This window comes from Nocardioides koreensis (genome assembly GCF_039531775.1).
In the GTDB taxonomy this organism is placed as follows: Bacteria; Actinomycetota; Actinomycetes; order Propionibacteriales; family Nocardioidaceae; genus Nocardioides; species Nocardioides koreensis.
Genome location: NZ_BAAAQR010000003.1, coordinates 24,641 through 41,976, shown reverse-complemented (window position 1 = coordinate 41,976; position 17,336 = coordinate 24,641). Strand labels below are relative to the sequence as shown.

16 protein-coding genes are annotated in these 17,336 nt (G+C 69.8%); 7 read left to right on the top strand and 9 right to left on the bottom strand.

Annotated elements, in window-relative coordinates:
- Positions 1-51 precede the first annotated feature (51 nt).
- From ABD268_RS06455 to ABD268_RS06440, 4 genes are all read right to left on the bottom strand, one after another.
- Positions 52-2,097 carry a peptidoglycan DD-metalloendopeptidase family protein gene (locus tag ABD268_RS06455; RefSeq protein WP_344149266.1) on the bottom strand — a complete coding sequence of 682 codons (2,046 nt, stop codon included), beginning with the start codon at positions 2,095-2,097 and terminating at the stop codon, positions 52-54.
- A gap of 42 nt (positions 2,098-2,139) precedes the next feature.
- Positions 2,140-2,676 carry a hypothetical protein gene (locus tag ABD268_RS06450; protein ID WP_344149264.1) on the bottom strand — a complete coding sequence of 179 codons (537 nt, stop codon included), beginning with the start codon at positions 2,674-2,676 and terminating at the stop codon, positions 2,140-2,142.
- 37 nt (positions 2,677-2,713) lie between these two features.
- Complete coding sequence (locus tag ABD268_RS06445) at positions 2,714-3,112, bottom strand: hypothetical protein (protein WP_344149262.1); 399 nt, start codon at positions 3,110-3,112, stop codon at positions 2,714-2,716.
- Positions 3,113-3,214: 102 nt separating this feature from the next.
- Positions 3,215-3,646, bottom strand: coding sequence for a prepilin-type N-terminal cleavage/methylation domain-containing protein (locus ABD268_RS06440; RefSeq protein ID WP_344149260.1), 432 nt, complete (start codon positions 3,644-3,646; stop codon positions 3,215-3,217).
- Between the two features lie 250 nt (positions 3,647-3,896).
- Here ABD268_RS06440 and ABD268_RS06435 point away from each other — a divergent pair, with 250 nt between their 5' ends.
- From ABD268_RS06435 to ABD268_RS06420, 4 genes are read left to right on the top strand one after another with little or no spacing between them, the layout of a single operon-like run.
- Positions 3,897-4,370 (top strand): GspH/FimT family pseudopilin, encoded by a 474-nt coding sequence (locus ABD268_RS06435; protein ID WP_344149258.1) that lies wholly within the window; start codon positions 3,897-3,899, stop codon positions 4,368-4,370.
- Positions 4,354-6,117 carry a prepilin-type N-terminal cleavage/methylation domain-containing protein gene (locus tag ABD268_RS06430; protein ID WP_344149256.1) on the top strand — a complete coding sequence of 588 codons (1,764 nt, stop codon included), beginning with the start codon at positions 4,354-4,356 and terminating at the stop codon, positions 6,115-6,117. Before ABD268_RS06435 ends, ABD268_RS06430 begins: the two co-directional genes overlap by 17 nt.
- Positions 6,114-6,791 (top strand): PulJ/GspJ family protein, encoded by a 678-nt coding sequence (locus ABD268_RS06425; RefSeq protein ID WP_344149254.1) that lies wholly within the window; start codon positions 6,114-6,116, stop codon positions 6,789-6,791. The genes ABD268_RS06430 and ABD268_RS06425 overlap by 4 nt, the downstream gene beginning before the upstream one ends.
- A 3-nt stretch (positions 6,792-6,794) precedes the next feature.
- Positions 6,795-8,189: a pilus assembly PilX family protein gene (locus ABD268_RS06420; RefSeq protein WP_344149252.1), complete on the top strand. Its 1,395-nt coding sequence runs from the start codon at positions 6,795-6,797 to the stop codon at positions 8,187-8,189.
- 403 nt (positions 8,190-8,592) lie between these two features.
- Here ABD268_RS06420 and ABD268_RS06415 read toward each other — a convergent pair whose 3' ends face one another.
- From ABD268_RS06415 to ABD268_RS06395, 5 genes are all read right to left on the bottom strand, one after another.
- On the bottom strand, positions 8,593-9,816 hold the full coding sequence (locus ABD268_RS06415; protein ID WP_344149250.1) for a type II secretion system F family protein: 1,224 nt from the start codon (positions 9,814-9,816) through the stop codon (positions 8,593-8,595).
- A gap of 43 nt (positions 9,817-9,859) precedes the next feature.
- Positions 9,860-11,185, bottom strand: a complete 1,326-nt coding sequence (locus tag ABD268_RS06410) for a type IV pilus twitching motility protein PilT (RefSeq protein WP_344149248.1) — start codon at positions 11,183-11,185, stop codon at positions 9,860-9,862.
- Between the two features lie 94 nt (positions 11,186-11,279).
- The gene (locus ABD268_RS06405; RefSeq protein WP_344149246.1) at positions 11,280-12,965 is read right to left on the bottom strand and encodes a GspE/PulE family protein; all 1,686 of its coding nucleotides are present in this window, start codon (positions 12,963-12,965) and stop codon (positions 11,280-11,282) included.
- Positions 12,966-12,967: 2 nt separating this feature from the next.
- A complete protein-coding gene (locus ABD268_RS06400) occupies positions 12,968-13,486 on the bottom strand; it encodes an RsiG family protein (protein WP_344149244.1) in 519 nt (172 codons plus the stop codon).
- Positions 13,487-13,488: 2 nt separating this feature from the next.
- Positions 13,489-14,589: a type IV pilus twitching motility protein PilT gene (locus tag ABD268_RS06395; RefSeq protein WP_344149242.1), complete on the bottom strand. Its 1,101-nt coding sequence runs from the start codon at positions 14,587-14,589 to the stop codon at positions 13,489-13,491.
- 227 nt (positions 14,590-14,816) lie between these two features.
- Between ABD268_RS06395 and pilM the strand changes: the two genes are divergently transcribed.
- The 3 genes from pilM to ABD268_RS06380 are packed head-to-tail and all read left to right on the top strand — an operon-like array spanning position 14,817 to position 17,325.
- Positions 14,817-15,953 carry a type IV pilus assembly protein PilM gene (gene pilM, locus ABD268_RS06390; protein WP_344149240.1) on the top strand — a complete coding sequence of 379 codons (1,137 nt, stop codon included), beginning with the start codon at positions 14,817-14,819 and terminating at the stop codon, positions 15,951-15,953.
- A complete protein-coding gene (locus ABD268_RS06385) occupies positions 15,950-16,684 on the top strand; it encodes a PilN domain-containing protein (RefSeq protein WP_344149238.1) in 735 nt (244 codons plus the stop codon). Before pilM ends, ABD268_RS06385 begins: the two co-directional genes overlap by 4 nt.
- Positions 16,684-17,325: a type IV pilus inner membrane component PilO gene (locus ABD268_RS06380; RefSeq protein ID WP_344149236.1), complete on the top strand. Its 642-nt coding sequence runs from the start codon at positions 16,684-16,686 to the stop codon at positions 17,323-17,325. The genes ABD268_RS06385 and ABD268_RS06380 overlap by 1 nt, the downstream gene beginning before the upstream one ends.
- Positions 17,326-17,336: the final 11 nt, after the last annotated feature.

Genomic DNA, 17,336 nt, shown 5'->3' with positions numbered 1-17,336 from the left:
AGCTCGTGGCCCTCACCGGGCGGATCTTCGGGGCCAGAGTAACGGAAGTGATCAGCCGCCGTACTCGAAGTGCCACGGCTCCGGTCGGCTTCCTCCGGCCTCCGCCCACGAGGGGTGGTGCCAGCCGAACGCCGGGCCGTGCGCCACCATCCACGTGTGCTCGCCGGTGTCGAAGCTCTCGATGCCGCCGCACAGGTCGACCGCGAGCCCCCAGCCGTGCACCGAGGTGCCGGGGGTGGCTGTCATGTTCGGCTTGAGGACGTGCACCTTCTCCTGGCCGGCGCGGGACCGGTAGGAGTCGGTGATGCACAGCGGTGCGCCGTTGTCGGACTCGAACGCCGCGCCCATCAGCCGGTAGGCCACCGCGGCGTCGCAGCGCAGCAGCTGGACCCCGTCGGAGGTGGCCGCGCACAGGGCGGTCTCGGGGACCTCGCCGTTGGTGTACGTCGCGCGCGGGGCCTCGGGCAGGTCGAGCACCTGGGTCGGGTCGACGGGGGAGCCGTCGAGGCGGACCTCGAAGTGCAGGTGCGGTCCGGTGGTGTTGCCGAGGTTGCCGACCGCGCCGATCTGCTGGCCGGGGCCGACGCTCTGGCCGGGGGTGACGTCGACGCGGGAGAGGTGGGCGTACCACGTCTCCACGCCGCCGCCGTGGTCGATGCGGACCAGGTTGCCGGCCCAGTCGGGGTGCTCGATGGTGACGACGCCGGACGCGGCGGCCAGCACCGGGGTGCCGGTCGAGGCGGCGAGGTCCTGGCCGGTGTGCTCGCCGGAGGACCAGAGGTGGCCGCCGTCGCCGAAGCCGGCGGAGAGGCGGTAGCTGCCCGCGGCCAGCGGAATGAGCAGCGGGCCGGAGCCGTCCACCACCGGGGCGGGGGCGGCCGGGCTGCAGGTGCCACCGGCCGGGGGCTCGGGGGTCTTCTTGTCGCTCGCCGGCAGCGTGGCCCGGCGTACGCCGAGGAAGCGCGCGGGCAGCGGCTGCACGCCCGCGGTGCCGGTGCCCGGGTCGACGACGATGACCCGCTGCAGCCCGACGTACACCGCGGTCTGGTCCAGCCCGGCGCGCTGGCCGCCGAGGACGACGACGTCACCGACCTGGAGGGTGGCGCGGGGGACCGCGTGCAGCTCCTGCCACTGGCCGGTCACGTCGGAGGGCAGCGTCAGCATGCTGGTGCCCCAGGCGTTGGCGACCAGGCCGCCGCAGGCGTACGTCGTGGCGTCGACGCCGCCGGGGACGGTGGACAGGCCGAGCCGGTGGAACGCCTCGGAGACCGCGCGGACCGCCTCGGCCGGCAGCACCGTTACTCGGCGGCCGTCGGGCAGCTGCGCCTGGCCGACGCCGTGGATCGGCCGGTAGCCGGCGTCGCGGACGGGCTCGAGCGGGGTGGGCAGGTCGCCGGGCTCGTCGAGCTGCTCGGCCGGCGGCGGGACGACCGCGGCGGTGCCGACCTGGCGGAGGTACCGCTCCCAGGCCCGCAGGGCCAGGTGGTTGCGGCGGTCCTGCGCGGGGTCGGTGACGGCGTACCCGGCCGGGAGCTGAGAACGGTGGATCGCCGCGGCGATGACTTGGCGCGCGGTCCAGGTCGCCTCGATGCGCTCCTGCTTGCGCTGGGCCGCCTGGTACCTCTGCCGGTCGTGCTCGGCCTGGGCGATCGAGTCGGCGAGCTTGCCCTGGACCATGTCGGACAGTTGCCGCGCGGACTCGGCGTCGGCGGCCGCCTCGGCGGCGCGGTCCAGGTCGGACTCGCCGGGGGAGACCAGGTCACCGATGGCGTGGAAGAGCCCACCCTCCTCGTCGGCGACCTGCTCTCGCAGCTGGGAGGCGGTGTCGGCGGCCTTCTCGGCGTTGGTGGTGAGCCGGGCGGCCTGGGTGCTGAGGGCCTCGACGCGCTGGCGGGACTCCTCGTACGCGGCGTAGCGGGTCTCGACCTTCTGCTGGATCGCGGCGGCACGGGCCGTGGCGTGGACGCTCGCGCTGGTGTCACCGGAGGTGTGCGGCGCCGCCTGCGCGGTACCGGCCAGGCAGGTCAGGGCCAGCGGCAGGGCAGCCAGCAGCGCCAGCCGGCGTGGAGCCGGAGAGCTGGGGCGGCCGACGGCCATGTGTCCTGCCTTGGTCGTTGAGGGAGTGGTGCGGAGGTGAGTTCAGTCGTCAAGGAAGGCGAGCTCGTTGAGCAGCGCCGCGCGGCGCTCGGTGCCGATGTCCTCGGCCGGTGCGAGGTCCGGCACCAGGGCCAGCGGGATCGGGGCGAGGGCGATCGGGGCGACGGCCTCCTCGGGCTCGTCGTCGGTCACGTCGATGACGGGGATGCGGGCGAGGGGCACCTCGGCCGGGGTCTCGTCGAGGACGGGCATCTCCATCGAGGGCACGGTCTCCTCGGTCTCGAACGCGGCCATGTCGGGCAGCGCGATGCTCGGCATCGGGATGCCGGCCGCGGGGGCCTCGGGCACAGAGATACCCGGCACCGGGATGCCCGTCATCGGGGCTTCGGCGACAGGAGCAGTGGGGGCCGCGGGCGCGGGCGGCGCGGTCACCTGCGCGGGCTCGGGAGCGACCGGCTGACGGGAGGCCTGGAGGCCCACTCCGAAGAGCGTGCGGACCACGGCGGCCATCTCGTGGATGGTCTCGCGGGCCACTCCCGGGGCGAGCACGTGCGTGGGGCGGTTGGCGGTCATCGTCATGCTCTGCTCCTCGAGAAAGCTAGGGGGGGTGGGGGTGTCACGAGGTGTAGGGGAGGGGCTCCACCGTCACGGTGGTGCTGACCTCGGCGAAGTGGCTGAGGAAGGACACCCGGTGCAGCAGGATCGTCGGTGCGGTCTTGGTGCCGGTCAGCGTGACCCGGCCGTCGGGGTAGATCGCGAAGCCCTTGCTGGGGACCTTGATGTCGTGGGTGTCAGCGTCCTGCCGAGCTGTGGCCAGGGCGTTCAGCGCCACTTGGCGGACCGTCGGCCCGGTCTTCGCGACCTCCGCCGCCTTGTAGCCGGCGGTCCGTACGTCGTCGGGCTCGGACATGCGGGTCAACACCACCGACCCGCTGTCGACCGCGAGCAGCACGACCGCCACCGCGACCAGCAGCCCCAGGCCGCGGAGGCTTATGAGCCGTAACGGTCCAGCCATGGCCTATTCCCTTTCACGTGCTCCGGCGCGAGAAGCGGGAAGGGGGCGGCACCCGTTGGAGTGCCACCCCCCCCGATCAGTTGAGTGTGAGTCAGGAATCGATCACGGCGTTGCGGGTGTGGTGGCTGCGGTGCAAGCCGTGCTGGAAAGGCCACCGCCGGCGGATGCGTAGTACCAGTCGTGGGTGGCGCCTGAGCCGGTGTTGGTGCCCTTGAGGCAGTAGCCGTTCGCAGCGTCTCCCACAATGAACGTGATGTCGTTGTCAGGCGACTCCTTGAAATCGGTGGCGATATTGCTGACTGCTTGCCCAGCGCTAGCCGTCCAGGACCCGGAGGTGGTGTAAGCCTCCAGCGCGGTGGCGGCGTTCTTCAGGTCGGACTTGATCGACGCGTCGACACCCTTCTTGCGCTGGTTCAGAAAGACCGGGATGGCGATGGCGGCGAGGATGCCGATGATGATGATGACGACGAGGAGCTCGATCAGGGTGAAGCCCTGGTCCTTCTCCTTCATGGACTTCTGCAGTCGAGCGAGCATGAGTTCTCCTGTGGGAGGTCGGATCTTGCCTGCGCTGTTCCGCACCGGTCTGCCGGGGGCCTTGGCGCCTTTGTCGATGAGTACTTCGGCCGGCGGTCGCGGTCGCTTTAGTCCCGGCCCGAATTTCTTTCCGGATTCGTTGTTTCTTTGTCGGACACAGCCTCAAGTCCCGCAGCCATCGACCCGATGACAGAGACGTTAGGGACCGCCCGCTCGGGGGGACGTCCGCCGTCGACCATCGGAGGGCTCCGTGTCGCAGCCTGCGCGGGACAGCGGCTTCACGCTGATCGAGGTCATGGTCACGATCGCCCTGCTCGGGATCGTCATGGCCTTTGCTGTGTCCGGCTGGTCGGCCTGGGCTCGGTCCAGCGAGCAGTCCGGGACGGCGCGGGAGCTGCAGTCCCTGATGCGGCAGACGCAGCAGCGGGCAGTGACAGAAGGCCGGGCCATGTGCGTGCAGTTCGAGGTGTCCGCCAACAACTACTCGGTCTACCGCGGTGCTTGCGGTGACCCTGCGCGAGTGCGGGTTGGCGGCCCCTTCAAAACTGACGGTGCCCAGGTGCACGTCGCCTCGCCGTCGTTTGCGGGCACGCCGAGCACCGGAGTGACGTTCTTCGCGCGAGGGACTGCGACTCAAGGCAGCGTCGAGGTCATCCGCACCGACTCGTCGAAGCTCTACACCCTCGTTGTCGAAGGACTGACCGGTCGTGTCTCACTCAGCTGACGACGCCGCTGTCGCTCCCGAGAGGCCACGAGACGGCGGCTTCACGCTCATCGAGGTCATCGTCGCCATTGGCATCACGGTGGTCGTGCTGGTGGCGCTGCTCCCGCTGCTCGTCGTCGGGATCCGGTCGACCGACTTGGCGAAACAAGTGACTCAGGCGAAGGCGGTAGCCCAGGGCCAGCTCGATCGGATGCGCAACTTGCCGTATCACGTCGCGCGCGACGCCGGCCCCTACCGCGACGTGCTCGACTACTACTTCAAGGACAAGACCGCCCCGATGGGGCCGGTGGCCTGCGGCAGCCCAGGCTCGTACGCCGTACCCCAACCGACGTGGACCGGCTACGTCGCCGCGGGCGGCACCCGATGCGGCTACGAACCCGCCACCGGCGCCATGTACCGCTCCGTGAGTCAGGTCCAAGGCTTCACCGTGGTGGTGAGTACCCAGTTCCTCAAGGGTGACACCGCCCTGACCGTGGTGGACCCGCCGACCGACTACGACACGCAAGTCACCGGCAGGGACGCCCCACCCGCACAGCAGATCGGCGTCTCCGCCACCGTCCTGTACTCGCAGCGGAGCACCCTGAAGCCGGTGACGACCTACACCCAGATGACCTACCAGCCGACCGCCGTCAACCGGCTCGACGTCAGTGCGGACGCGACGGCGGTTCAGGTCGGATCGAGCACGGTGGCCGACGGTGCCGTCTCGCTCGCGGCCGGTCTCCTCAGTCTCCAGGGTGAGCTCACGTATGCGAGCACCGCAGGCGTCGTGCTCGCCAGCACCTCCGCAGGTCTGGCCACGGGGGCGCAGGCCTCCGGGGCCGCTCGCACGCTGGCGGCCCCGCCGACCGGGACTGCTGCGACGGTGCCCGCGCCTGCGGGCGACTTGTCCAGCGGTTGCGTCCTGGCCTGCTGGGGCGGCACAAAGCTCGATGTCGCCGCCCTCAGTGCCGACGGTGGATTGCCCAACATTGGTACGGCGAGCAGCCCCATGCAGTCGCTGGTGACCGGCAACACGAACGGTGGGTTCTCCTTCAACAACGGAGCAACCTCCACGTACCGGCCGGAGCTGTCCTTGACCGCTCCGTTGGTGCGCCTGGCGAGCACAGCGTCTCCGGTGGCCAGTGGCGTCACAGCCGCATGCGAAGCCGGGAGTGCAGGGTCCACCTCCTACGTGACGGCGAGTGGCTTCGCGCGCAGTACGGCGATGGATGCAAGCACATCACCCGCCACGGCCGAGGCATGTGCGCGCACCCGGGCCAGCACGATTTCCGTGTTCCCCACCAGCTTTGCGCCGCAGGGGGTGCTCCAGGTCGACCTCGAGTACTCCTATGCCCGGTGCCTGCTCATGGGGACCGCGCACGCGGCGACCGTGTCCTCTGACTACCGCGTCCGGCTCCGGTACCACGAGGCGGGCGGCGGCTACCACGAAGTCGCGGACATCCGGCCCGGGCTCACGGCTGACCCGCTCACCCCGGCGTTGGTTCCCATGAACACTCCGGTCGGGGGCGGCCACACGCTGGGTGACTACATCGCCTCCTGGTCCGCGTTGCTCGACAACCAGGTCTCCCGCACCAGCGTCGACGGTGTGGACGGCATGGCGGCTCTACGAATTCCCGGCGTCCTCTCGATCACGACACAACCCTCCCGAACCGGCACCGACGTGCTTGGTCCCAATAACGTGGATCTGTCGTCCGCGGTCTCGCTGACCGTCGGCGCCGTGGGCTGCTCGGCCGAGGACTCACGATGATCGAACCATCGGATGGTGCGCCTCCCGACAGCGGCATGACCCTCGTCGAGGTCCTGGTGGCCATGGGCTTGTTCGGTGTGCTTGCTTCGATTCTCCTCGGCCTCGGCCTCTCGACCCAGGCCGTCACCGAGGACACACGTGACAGGACCGGTGTCAACGAAGAGGCTCGCATCGCCATGGAGCGCATCGCGCGCGAGGTGCGACAGTCGGCAGGTCTGGACTCGGTCACCTTGCCGGGCACACCAGCCGGGCACACCTCGACCTCGTTCACGTTCTGGACCGACTTCAACAACGATGGTGCTCGTACGAACACCGCCTCGGACCCCGAGGTGATGACCTACGAGTGGGACCCGGACACCGAAGAGCTGTCGATGACCGCCGTGACCGGACTCGCCACCGTGACGCGACCGGTCCTGGCGGCCACGGTGACGTCCTTCGTGGTCGAGCCGCGAAGCAGTCGCTGGCAGTACGACCAGGTCGGGGGGGCCTGCAGCTGCGCGGACGGCATCACCACGTGGCGCGAGCTCGACAACAGTGCGGTTGGCAATTACAACTCCGAGCCGGACCCGCAGGAGCTTCGCTTTGCGGACCTGCTCTTCGTGTCGATGACCGTCGAGGACGGCAACGGCACCCAGACCTACAGCACGCAGATCGACCTGCGGAACAGGAGCTGATCGGTGACTCTCTCAGGCTTCTCCTCCACTGGGCGCGACGACCGCGGCTCGGCGCTGATCATCACCCTGATGGTGATGGCGCTCATCACCGCACTCTCATCGACCGTCGCCGTGCTCACGATCAACAACCTGCAGGCCTCGCGGCAGGCCCAGCAGGCGGGGTCCGCGATCAACGCAGCTGATGCGGGGATTGCCCAGGCGATGAGCTACCTGCGTACGTCGGGAGTCAAGGGTCTGACCTGCTCCCCGACGTGTCCTGCCAATCCCTGGGGCAACTCGACGACGCCCAAGTCGGTGAACCTCCCCGGCCCGGGCGGGGAGGCCTACAAGGCGTGGATCGAGGTGGTCACGGCATTTCCGAACGCCACCAATACCCCCGGTGTGTACACGATCCACTCGACCGGCTCGGCCGCAGGGACTGCGCAGCGGTCCGTCGCCGTCGACGTGAACGTGGCCACGGATGCCATCCGGGCCATGTTCGCCCGCACCATCGACGGTGGCGGCTCGGCCTCGGTCACCCGCGAGAGTGTGATCTCCACCGGCTGCGTCTACGACCGCGACCACATCCACATGGTGAACGGCCAGATGGACGCTGCCTACGGCATCCCCATCGCGGTGCACTCCTCGCAGTACATCACCCGGTCGAACGGCAGCGGCCAGTACTGTCCCTCCTCCGACAACGGGTTGGTCCACAAAGCCGGCGCCTGCAACACCACGTACCCGTACGACCAGGACCTCATGGGCGGGACCTACACGAGCACGTCGTGCGCCAGTGTGGCTACCAGCTACCCCTCGTACTACGGAACAAAGGACTTCGACGGTGATGGGAGCGCCGACGTTCGGGGCTCCTACATCAAGGATGATGCTGCGCTTCGTCAGCTCTTCGGGATCAAGTCACCGCCGGTCTCGCAAGCACGCATCGACCAGCTGCGCGCGGTGGCGATCGCCCAGGGGAACTACTGGACTTCGGCATCGTCGTGGACCAGCCCCGACGAGAACGATGCAGTCATGTTCTTCGACCTAAACGGCCAGCCGACAAACCAGCGAACGGTCGACCTCAACAACGTGAGTGGCTTCGGTCGCGCGAGCGGTCTCGACGCGAGCGCGTCGGCTTGCCCGGCAAAGTCGCTGGTGATCGTCATCGAGGCGGGCAATGCCTCGCTGAACTCCAACCAGCAGCTCTTCGCCTCCCTGATCCTCACGGGCACCAATCCCTACGGCAAGGTCACTCGAGCGAACGGAACCGCCGACTTCGTAGGGTCGATCTACGCCGACTCGATCAACCTGGTGGGCAACGTGGACATCTCGTTGGACGGATGCTTCCTGGCCAACTTGAGCCCCTCCCTCCTCGACGTGCAGATGAGCAAGTACCGGGAGAACGACCGGGGGCTTTCCTAACTCGGGGACGAGGGGTCACACCGGCGCTGTCGAGGGTGGAGACCTTCGACTACCACGAGGTCGACCACTGAGACCCAAGCTCTGCTGCGAGGCAGCCGGACTGGTCTCGCGCAGCGCGCCGCACGACGTTCTGATGCGGGCGATCTCGGGAGACTGCCGCCCGAGGTCGAGGTCGGCGAGGTGATGCATCAGGGCGGAGCCCGAGACGTGCAAGGCATGAGCCGGGTTCCGCGCTCAGCCTCGGTGCCGTGCCTGCGTGCTTCGTCGTTGTGGAGTCCTGAAGGCGGCTGCGTTGCGGGGTCTCGGCGACGCTCGCTTTGCGCTCGCTGCTCGACCACCGGGCTCAAACGCACAGAGGCGCCGCCGGGTTTCCCAGCGGCGCCTCTGTGGTCCAGGGGCGAGTTCAGCCGATCATGTCGAAGACCTTGAAGATCGGCATGTAGAGAGCGACGATCATCGATCCGACGACACCGCCGAGGAAGGCGATCATCAGCGGCTCGATGAGGGCAGTGAGGGACTCCGTCATCGCCTCGACCTCCTCGTCGTAGAACTCCGCGATCTTCTTCAGCATCTGGTCGATGGCGCCGGCCTCCTCGCCGGAGGCGATCATCTGCACCACCATCGCCGGGAAGACGTCGTGCTCGGCCAGCGGGCCGGCGACGGAATCACCGCGGCGCACGGACTCCCGGACCTGGTTGAGCGCCCGGGAGATCACGATGGAGCCGGTGGTCTCCGAGACGATGTCGATCGACTGGAGGATCGGCACGCCGGAGGAGAGCAGGGTGCCGAAGTTGCGGGCGAAGCGGGTGAGCGCGAGCTTCTGAAAGAGCTTGCCGAAGACCGGCAGCTTCAGCTTCAGCGGGTCGACCACGTTGCGCACCCGCTCGGTCCGGCCGAACTTGCGCCACCACATCATGAAGGAGAACCCGACAACGATCCCGATCGGCAGCAGGAACTTCATCGCCCCCGACAGCATCACCAGGATCTTGGTGGGCAGCGGCAGCTCGCCGCCGAGGTCCTCGAACATCCCCGAAAAGACGGGGACCACAAAGATCAGCATCGCGACGCACATCAGCATCGCGAGGATGAAGACGACCACCGGGTAGGTGAGGGCGGCCTTGATCTTGCCGCGCAGCCGCACCTCGGCCTCGAAGTTGTCGGCGATCTGGCGCATCGCGCCGTCCAGGAAGCCGCCCGCCTCGCCCGCCTTGGTCATGTTGGTCATCAGCGGCGGGAAGGTCTCGGGGAACTTCGCGAACGACGCCGACAGGCTCAGGCCCGCCTCGACATCCTGCTTGATTGCGCGCAGGATCCGGCGCAGCTCGGGGTTGTCGGACTGGTCGGCCATGATCGACAGCGCCCGGATCATCGTCAGTCCGGCGTCGATCATCGTCGCGAACTGCCGCGAGAAGACCGCGAGGTCCTTGGTCTTGACCCGCTTCTTCGGCCCGATGTTGATCTCGCGCTGCATGCCGACGTTGGCCGGCTTCACCTCGAGCGGGACGTAGCCCATCGCCATGAGCTTCTCGGCGACGGCCGCCTCGGAGACCGCCTCGACCTTGCCCTCGGTGAACTTCCCGGAGGCGTCGCGGACCTTGTAGGCGTACTGCGTCGCGGTGCTGCTCATGGTCGGCTCCTGGGGCTCTGGTCAGGGGAGTGGTGCGGGTGGATCACTGCCAGGACGGCGTGGCGCGCTGCGCCGACGAGCCGGCCAGGGTCTCGAAGTCCGCCCGGTTCGTGCAGGCCTCCAGCCCGGCGGCGTAGGTGATCCGGCCGGCCTTCACCAGCGCGGCCAGGTGCGCGTTCAGCGTCTGCATGCCGTCGCGGGCACCGGCCTGCAGCGCACCCTGGATCTGCTGGAGCTTGTCGTCGCGGATCATCGCGCGGATACCGGTGTTGCAGACCATCACCTCGACCGCCGCGGCCCGGCCCTTGCCGTCGGCGGTCTTCACCAGCGTCTGGCAGACCACGCCCTGCAGGGTCGCGGCCAGCTGGGTGCGCACCTGCTGCTGCGACTCGGAGGGGAACACGTCGACCACACGGGTGATCGTGTCCTGCGCCGACTGCGTGTGCAGCGTGGCCAGCACCAGGTGGCCGGTCTCGGCTGCGGTCAGCGCCACCGAGATCGTCTCGAGGTCACGGAGCTCGCCGACCAGGATCACGTCGGGGTCCTGGCGCAGCGCGTGCTTCAGCGCCGCCCGGAAGCCGTGGGTGTCGCCGCCGACCTCGCGCTGGTTGACCAGGCAGCCGCGGTGCTCGTGGAGGAACTCGATCGGGTCCTCGATGGTCATGATGTGGCCGCGGCGCGAGCGGTTGATCTTGTCGATGATCGCCGCCAGCGTCGTGGACTTGCCCGAGCCGGTGGGGCCGGTGACCAGCACCAGGCCGCGCGGCAGCTCGGCGAACTTCCCGATCGAGTCCGGCATGCCGAGGTTCTCCAGCGGCACGATCTCCCACGGGATCACGCGCATCACCGCACCGAGCGCCTCGCGCTGCTGGAAGACGTTGACGCGGAAGCGCGCGTGCCCCGGCACCGAGTAGGCGAAGTCGAGCTCGAGCTCCTCCTCGAAGACCTTGCGCTGCCGCTCGGTCATCACGGCGTACATCACCTTGCGCAGCTGCTCGGCCGTCAGCTGCGGGTAGCCCGGCAGGAACTCCATCTCGCCGCGCACGCGCACCGTCGGCGGCGCGTTGGAGGTCAGGTGCAGGTCGGAGCCGCCGACCTGGAGGACCTGGATCAGCAGCTCGTCGAGGACCAGGTTCCGCTCCATGGTCGCGGTTGCAGAAGGAGCGGCGGCCGGAGGAGCGTAAGCCGGGGCCTGCTGCTGGACCGGGGGAGCGGCGGGAGCCGCCGGCGGGGGCGCGTACGTCGGGGCCGGGGCCTGCGGCGCGGCCGACGGCACCGCGGGTGCCTGCGGTGCCGTCGCCGGGGGTGCCGGTGCCGTCGTCGTGTTGGCGAACGAGAGGCCGAAGCCGTTCCTGAGTACTTCGTTCACGAGGTTGCTCCTCCGAGCGGGGGCGAGTCGGGGATGTAGCCACCCTTCTCATCGGCCGCCCGGACGCCCGACTTGAGCATCCCCCGGAGGAGCGTCACGCGACGACGCGCAGGATCTCCTCGATCGAGGTCCGGCCCAGCGCCACCTTGCGCCAGCCGTCCTGCTTGAGCTCGCTCATGCCCTGCTCCATCGCCGCGCGGGTGATGTCGTCGGTCGAGGCGCGGGCCACGGTCAGCCGGGAGATCTCCTCGGTCACGCTCATCACCTCGTGCAGCGCCAGCCGGCCGCGGTAGCCGGTGTGCGAGCACGCGGAGCACCCGTTCGGCTTGTACAGCGTGGGCAGCGGCTCGTCCTCCTGCCACGGGTAGCCGACCCGGAGCAGGTCGTCCGGCTCCGGGGTGTAGGCGAGCTTGCACCGGCTGCACAGCGAGCGGCACAGCCGCTGGGCGAGCACCACGTCGAGCGCGGAGCCGACCAGGAACGGCTCGATCCCCATCTCGACCAGGCGGGTCACCGCCGAGGGCGCGTCGTTGGTGTGCAGCGTGGAGAGCACCAGGTGACCCGTGAGCGCGGCCTCGACGGCGATCTGGGCGGTCTCGTGGTCGCGGATCTCACCGATCAGCACGATGTCGGGGTCCGAGCGCAGGATCGAGCGCAGCGCCGAGGCGAAGGTCAGCCCCGCCTTGGCGTTGGTCTGCACCTGGTTGATGCCGGCCAGCCGGTACTCCACCGGGTCCTCGACGGTGATCACGTTGACGTCGGGCCGATTCAGCTGGTTCAGCGTCGCGTAGAGCGTCGTGGACTTGCCCGACCCGGTCGGCCCGGTGGCCAGGATCATCCCGTAGGGCTTGGAGTAGGACTCCTCGAAGCGCCGGAAGTTGTCGTCGCTGAAGCCGAGGTCCTGCAGGTCGAGCTGGGTGTTGGTGTTGTCGAGGATTCGCATGACGCACTTCTCGCCCCACACCGTGGGCAGCGTCGCCACGCGCAGGTCGATCCGCCGGCCGTCATGGTTCACCGACATCCGGCCGTCCTGCGGCACCCGCCGCTCGGCGATGTTCATGTCGGACATGATCTTGAGCCGGGAGATCACGCCGTTCTGGATGTTCTTGGGGGAGCGGTGGGCGTCCTTGAGCACGCCGTCGATCCGGTAGCGCACCCGCAGGTCGCGCTCGGTCGGCTCGATGTGGATGTCGGAGGCCCGGTCGGAGATGGCCTGGTTGATCAGCAGGTTCACGAACCGGACCACCGGCGCCTCGTCGGAGACCTCGGTGAAGTTCGAGAGGTCCTCGGCCTCCTCGTCGGCTGTCAGGCCCGAGGTGAGGTCGTGCAGCTCGCCCTCGGCCCGGTAGACCTGGTTGATCTTGGCCTCGATCTCGGAGCGGTTCGCGATCGCGAACCGCACCCGACGGCTGGCCATCCGGCCCAGGTCGTCCTTGAGCTCGATGTTGCCGGCCTGCCGGATGCCCACGGCCACGACCAGCTCGCCGTGCTCCACGCGCAGCGGCAGCACGCACGAACGCCGCGCGAAGTCCGGCGGCAGCAGGGCCGCGGCGGCCATGTCGACGGAGTACTCGGTGAGGTCGACGTACTCCAGGCCGGCGGCGGTGGCCGCGGTGCGGAGCAGGTCGGTGCGGTTCACGGTGCCGTTCTCGAGCAGGATCTCGAGCACGCTCCGGGAGCGCTGCGCGGCGACCTGGTCGGCCTCGTCGACCTGGTCGGGAGTGACCAGCCCGGCGTCGAGCAGGGCGTTCACGGTCTCGCGGGAAGCCTGAAGTTGCACGGTCACTCCTCTGGGATGACGGAGAGCGCCGCGAGTGGGTTCTCGCGATAGCGCAGGATGAGCTCTCGGGTGGCCTCGTCGATGCGTTCGTGCAGGGCCCGGCGGTACGACGTGAGCTGCTGCTCGGCGGTGCGCAGCCGCGCCAGCGCGTCCTCGACCTGGGCGTCGTCCTGGGGGTCGACCTCGGTCACCCACATCTCGCCGAGCACCGGCAGATCGGGCAGCGGGTCGGCCGCGCGGAAGCTGACCAGGGCGCGCCGGCCGGCACCGGAGCCGGTGTCGCCGAGCACGCGCACCAGGTCGTCCACGCTCAGCGAGACGCCCGCGTCGGACTCGGCCTCGAGCACGTCGATCCGGGCGTGCACGAGGCGGCGCCAGTAGGAGACCTTCTCCTCCTCGGCCTCCAGCCGGTGCCGGTAGCCGCGGAGCCCGACGAGGTCGAGCGCGGCGAGCTCCTCGGAGGGCACGGTCGAGGTGACCGAGCGGCGGCGCGTGTCCGCATCGGGGACCTGGGGACTCATTCTCAGACCGCCTCGTCGACGAGCGTGGGGTCGATCCCCGCGCGCTTGAGCATGACCGACATGTCGTGGGTGTTGGAGCTCATCAGCTTGCCCTCCCGGATCGAGACGGTGCCGTCGAGCACCATCCGGACCAGGTGCTGGTCGAAGGTCTGCGCGCCGTTGTAGCCGCCCGAGGCGATGATGTCCTCGATCGTGTCGGTCTTGTCGGGGTCGGCGATCGCCTCGGCCAGGCGCGGGCCGTTGACCGCGATCTCCATGGCCACCGCGCGCCCGTTCCCGTCGGCGCGGGGGACCAGCCGCTGGCAGATGATCCCGCGCAGCGAGGTGGCCAGGCCGAGCCGGACCTGCTTCTGCTCGTGCGGCGGGAAGAAGTCGATGATCCGGTTCACCGTCTCCTTGGCGTCGGTGGTGTGCAGCGTCGACATCACGAAGTGGCCGGTCTCCGCGGCGGACAGGCCGGCCTTCACGGTCTCGGCGTCGCGCATCTCCCCGATCAGGATGACGTCGGGGTCCTGGCGCATCGCGGCGCGCATCGCCACCGACCAGTCGGCGGTGTCGGTGCCGAGCTCGCGCTGGGTGACGCTGGCCAGCTTGTCCTGGTGCACGATCTCGATCGGGTCCTCGATGGTGAGGATGTGCGCGGCACGGGTCTCGTTGACCGCGTCGACCATGGCCGAGAGGGTCGTGGTCTTGCCGGACCCGGTCGGGCCGGTGACCAGCACCAGGCCGCGCGGCTCCAGCGCCAGCTGCCGGATCACGTCCGGCAGGCCGAGCTCCTCCAGCGACATCGGGTTCAGCCGGACCAGCCGGAGCACGCAGCCGGCCGCGCCGCGGGCCCGGAAGGCGTTGACGCGGAACCGGCCGATGCCCGGGACGGAGAGCGCGTAGTCGGCCTCGTTGGTCGCGGCGAAGTGCGCCGCCACGTCGGCCGGCATCGTCTCCCGGATCAGGGTCTCGGCGGCCTCGGCGGTCAGGGGGTCGACCTGGAGCGGGACCAGGGTGCCGGAGATCCGGATCCGCGGCGGCCCGCCGACCTTGATGTGGAGGTCCGACCCGTTGTTGACCACGACGGCCTGCAGGAACGGAGCGATCTGAAGGGTCACGCTGTTACGCCTCCGGTTTCGGCAGTCGACGGTCGTCTGTGTAGCACGGTTCGCACGTGTTCCCTGTGAATGTCGGTCGTCGCACCGTCGACCTTGACCGATCCGATACGAACTCCCACAAAAAGGCGGCGGGGTGGGGAAATCCGTCGTACGCCGTCAAGTGCCGGGCCCGGCCTGCCGATGACCTTTTCGACCCGCTTCTCCACCCCTAGCACCTCGAGGACCCGATGGCACGCACCCTGGTCGGACTGGACATCGGTAGCACAGGTGTCCGGGCAGCCGAGTTCGTCCCGGGCCGACGCCGCTCGACCCTGCGGAAGTTCGCCTCGGTGCCGCTCGCGCCGGGCGTCGTCCGCGCCGGCACCGTCGCCGACGGCGAGGCCCTGGCCGAGGCCCTGAAGACCCTGTGGTCGAGCGCCAAGTTCGGCACCAAGGAGGTCCGCCTCGGCATCGCCAACTCGGGGGTGATGGTGCGACAGATGGTCCTGGACTGGATGCCGCCCGCGGACTTCCGCCAGGCCCTGCGCTACCAGGTCCAGGACGCCCTGCCGATGCCGGTCGACGACGCCAACCTCGACTACCACCTGCTCGAGGAGCTCGAGCTCACCGAGGAGAACCAGGACCCGCGCCGGGTCGCCCGCATCCTGCTCGTCGCGGCCGCCCGAGAGGTCGTCGACCCGTTCGTGGAGGCGGCCCGCCAGGCCGGCCTGCGCACGAAGGGCGTCGACCTGCTGCCCTTCGCGCTGGTCCGGGCCCGGACCCCCGGTGGCCTCGACGCCTCGGGCGAGGCCGAGGCCGAGGCGATCGTGGACATCGGCGCGGACGTGACCTCGGTGGTGGTGCACGCCGGCGGCGTCCCGCACTACGTCCGGATCATCCCCGGGGTCGGGGGCGACTCGATCACCCAGGCCGTCCAGCACGGCTACCAGTGGAGCTGGGAGGACGCCGAGCGGACCAAGGTCTTCGTCGGCCTGCCCGGCCACGCCCACCTCGACGACTCGCAGCGCGCGACGGTGACGCCCCGCAACGACGGGCTCGACCACCCCGCGCAGCAGGTCGTCGCCACCGCCGCGGCCAGCCTGGTCGCCGAGATCAGCACCACCCTGGACTTCTACCGCGCCTCCACCACCGAGACGGCCGCCGGCGGGTCCCAGCGCCCCACCGAGGTGGCCCGCGTGCTCCTCACCGGCTCGGGCGCCCGGCTCGGCGGGCTGCGCGAGCTGCTCGAGAGCCGGCTCGGTACGCCGGTCGAGCCGCTCGACGTGATGGCGCACGTCAAGGCCGCCCGCGGCTCCCACCTCGACCCGGACGACGTGACCGCGCTGACGGTCCCGGCCGGGCTCTGCGCCGGAGCGGCCCGATGAAGCGCGGCGGCGGCAACCACCCCCGCCCGGGGCTGCCCACGGTCAACCTGCTCTCGCAGTCCGAGTTCGACCGGATGGCGGTACGCCGCCTGCGCCGGCGCTTCGTCGCCGGCGGGGTCGCGCTGCTGCTGCTCGTGGGGGCCGGCTGGTTCCTCCAGCACCAGCGGGTGTCCGACGCGGAGAAGCTCGTGGCGGTGGAGCAGGCCGAGACCAACCGGCTCAGCGCCCAGACCCAGACGCTGGTCACGATCAAGACCTACGTCACCGGCGTCGCCGCCCAGGAGCAGACCGTCGAGACGACGATGGCCCGGGAGATCTTCTTCTCCAAGGTCCTCGAAGGGATCCGGACCGCCAGCCCGACCGGCACCAGCCTGCAGTCGATCGCGGTCACCCTGGCGCCGGACGCCGTAGCCGGAGCCGCCGGGGCGGCGCCCGTTCCGACCGGGGGCGCCTCGATCTGCCCGGGACCCGACCCGTTCAAGACGCAGACGATCATCGGCTGCGTGACCCTCTCCGGCACCGCCGCGAGCCGCGCCGAGGTGGGTGAGCTCGTGACCAACCTCGGCAGCATGGGCCTCTTCGTAGAGCCGTTCATCTCCACCACCACCGCCGGCGACGCCGCGCCGGTGTCGTTCAGCGGCTCGGTCGGGCTCTCCGAGAAGGTCTACAGCCACCGGTACGCGCCGGCCGCCCCCGCGGCCGACCCGGCCACCACGGGAGGGGAGTCCTGATGGACCTGAACACCCCCACCGCCAGCAAGGCCGTCGGCGGGCTCTCGCTGCTCGCCGTCGCGGGTCTCAGCTGGGTGCTGGTCCTGGGGCCGGAGACGAGCACGCTCGCCGACACCCGGCTGCAGATCGAGTCCGCCCGCGACCAGAACCAGGTGCTCACCGCGCAGCTGTCCACGCTGAAGTCGCAGAGCGAGAAGCTCGGCGAGATGCGGCACAAGGCCCGCGCCCTGGCCAAGAGGTTCCCGCCGACCGCGGACCAGCCCGGCCTGTTCCGGGAGGTCACCGACGCCGCCGTCGACGCGGGCATCGGGCCGAACGGCGTGACCACGCTGGCGCCCACGGCTCCGGTCATCGGCGGCACCGACGGGGCGGTGACCGCGGACCCGCCGGCGGCGGGCTCCGGGATGCTGGCGAGCCAGACCGTGTCGGTGTCGATCACCGGCACCTACGAGCAGACCAAGCAGCTGCTGGAGAACCTCGAGCACATGCCGCGCGCCTACCTGATCACCTCGGTGACCCTGGGTGGCGGCGGCGACACCGATTCCTACACGACCACCATCGCCGGGGAGATGTTCGTGATGCCACCGATCGAACCCCCGGACAAGACCGTCAACCTCAGCGCCACGACCACCGAGCCCTGAGCGGGAGAGCA

Coding starts and splice junctions, on each gene's coding strand:
- ABD268_RS06455 (WP_344149266.1), bottom strand. CDS start 2,097: ATGGCCGTCGGCCGCCCCAGCTCTCCGGCTCCACGCCGGCTGGCGCTG.
- ABD268_RS06450 (WP_344149264.1), bottom strand. CDS start 2,676: ATGACGATGACCGCCAACCGCCCCACGCACGTGCTCGCCCCGGGAGTG.
- ABD268_RS06445 (WP_344149262.1), bottom strand. CDS start 3,112: ATGGCTGGACCGTTACGGCTCATAAGCCTCCGCGGCCTGGGGCTGCTG.
- ABD268_RS06440 (WP_344149260.1), bottom strand. CDS start 3,646: ATGCTCGCTCGACTGCAGAAGTCCATGAAGGAGAAGGACCAGGGCTTC.
- ABD268_RS06425 (WP_344149254.1), top strand. CDS start 6,114: ATGATCGAACCATCGGATGGTGCGCCTCCCGACAGCGGCATGACCCTC.
- ABD268_RS06415 (WP_344149250.1), bottom strand. CDS start 9,816: ATGAGCAGCACCGCGACGCAGTACGCCTACAAGGTCCGCGACGCCTCC.
- ABD268_RS06400 (WP_344149244.1), bottom strand. CDS start 13,486: ATGAGTCCCCAGGTCCCCGATGCGGACACGCGCCGCCGCTCGGTCACC.
- pilM (WP_344149240.1), top strand. CDS start 14,817: ATGGCACGCACCCTGGTCGGACTGGACATCGGTAGCACAGGTGTCCGG.
- ABD268_RS06385 (WP_344149238.1), top strand. CDS start 15,950: ATGAAGCGCGGCGGCGGCAACCACCCCCGCCCGGGGCTGCCCACGGTC.
- ABD268_RS06380 (WP_344149236.1), top strand. CDS start 16,684: ATGGACCTGAACACCCCCACCGCCAGCAAGGCCGTCGGCGGGCTCTCG.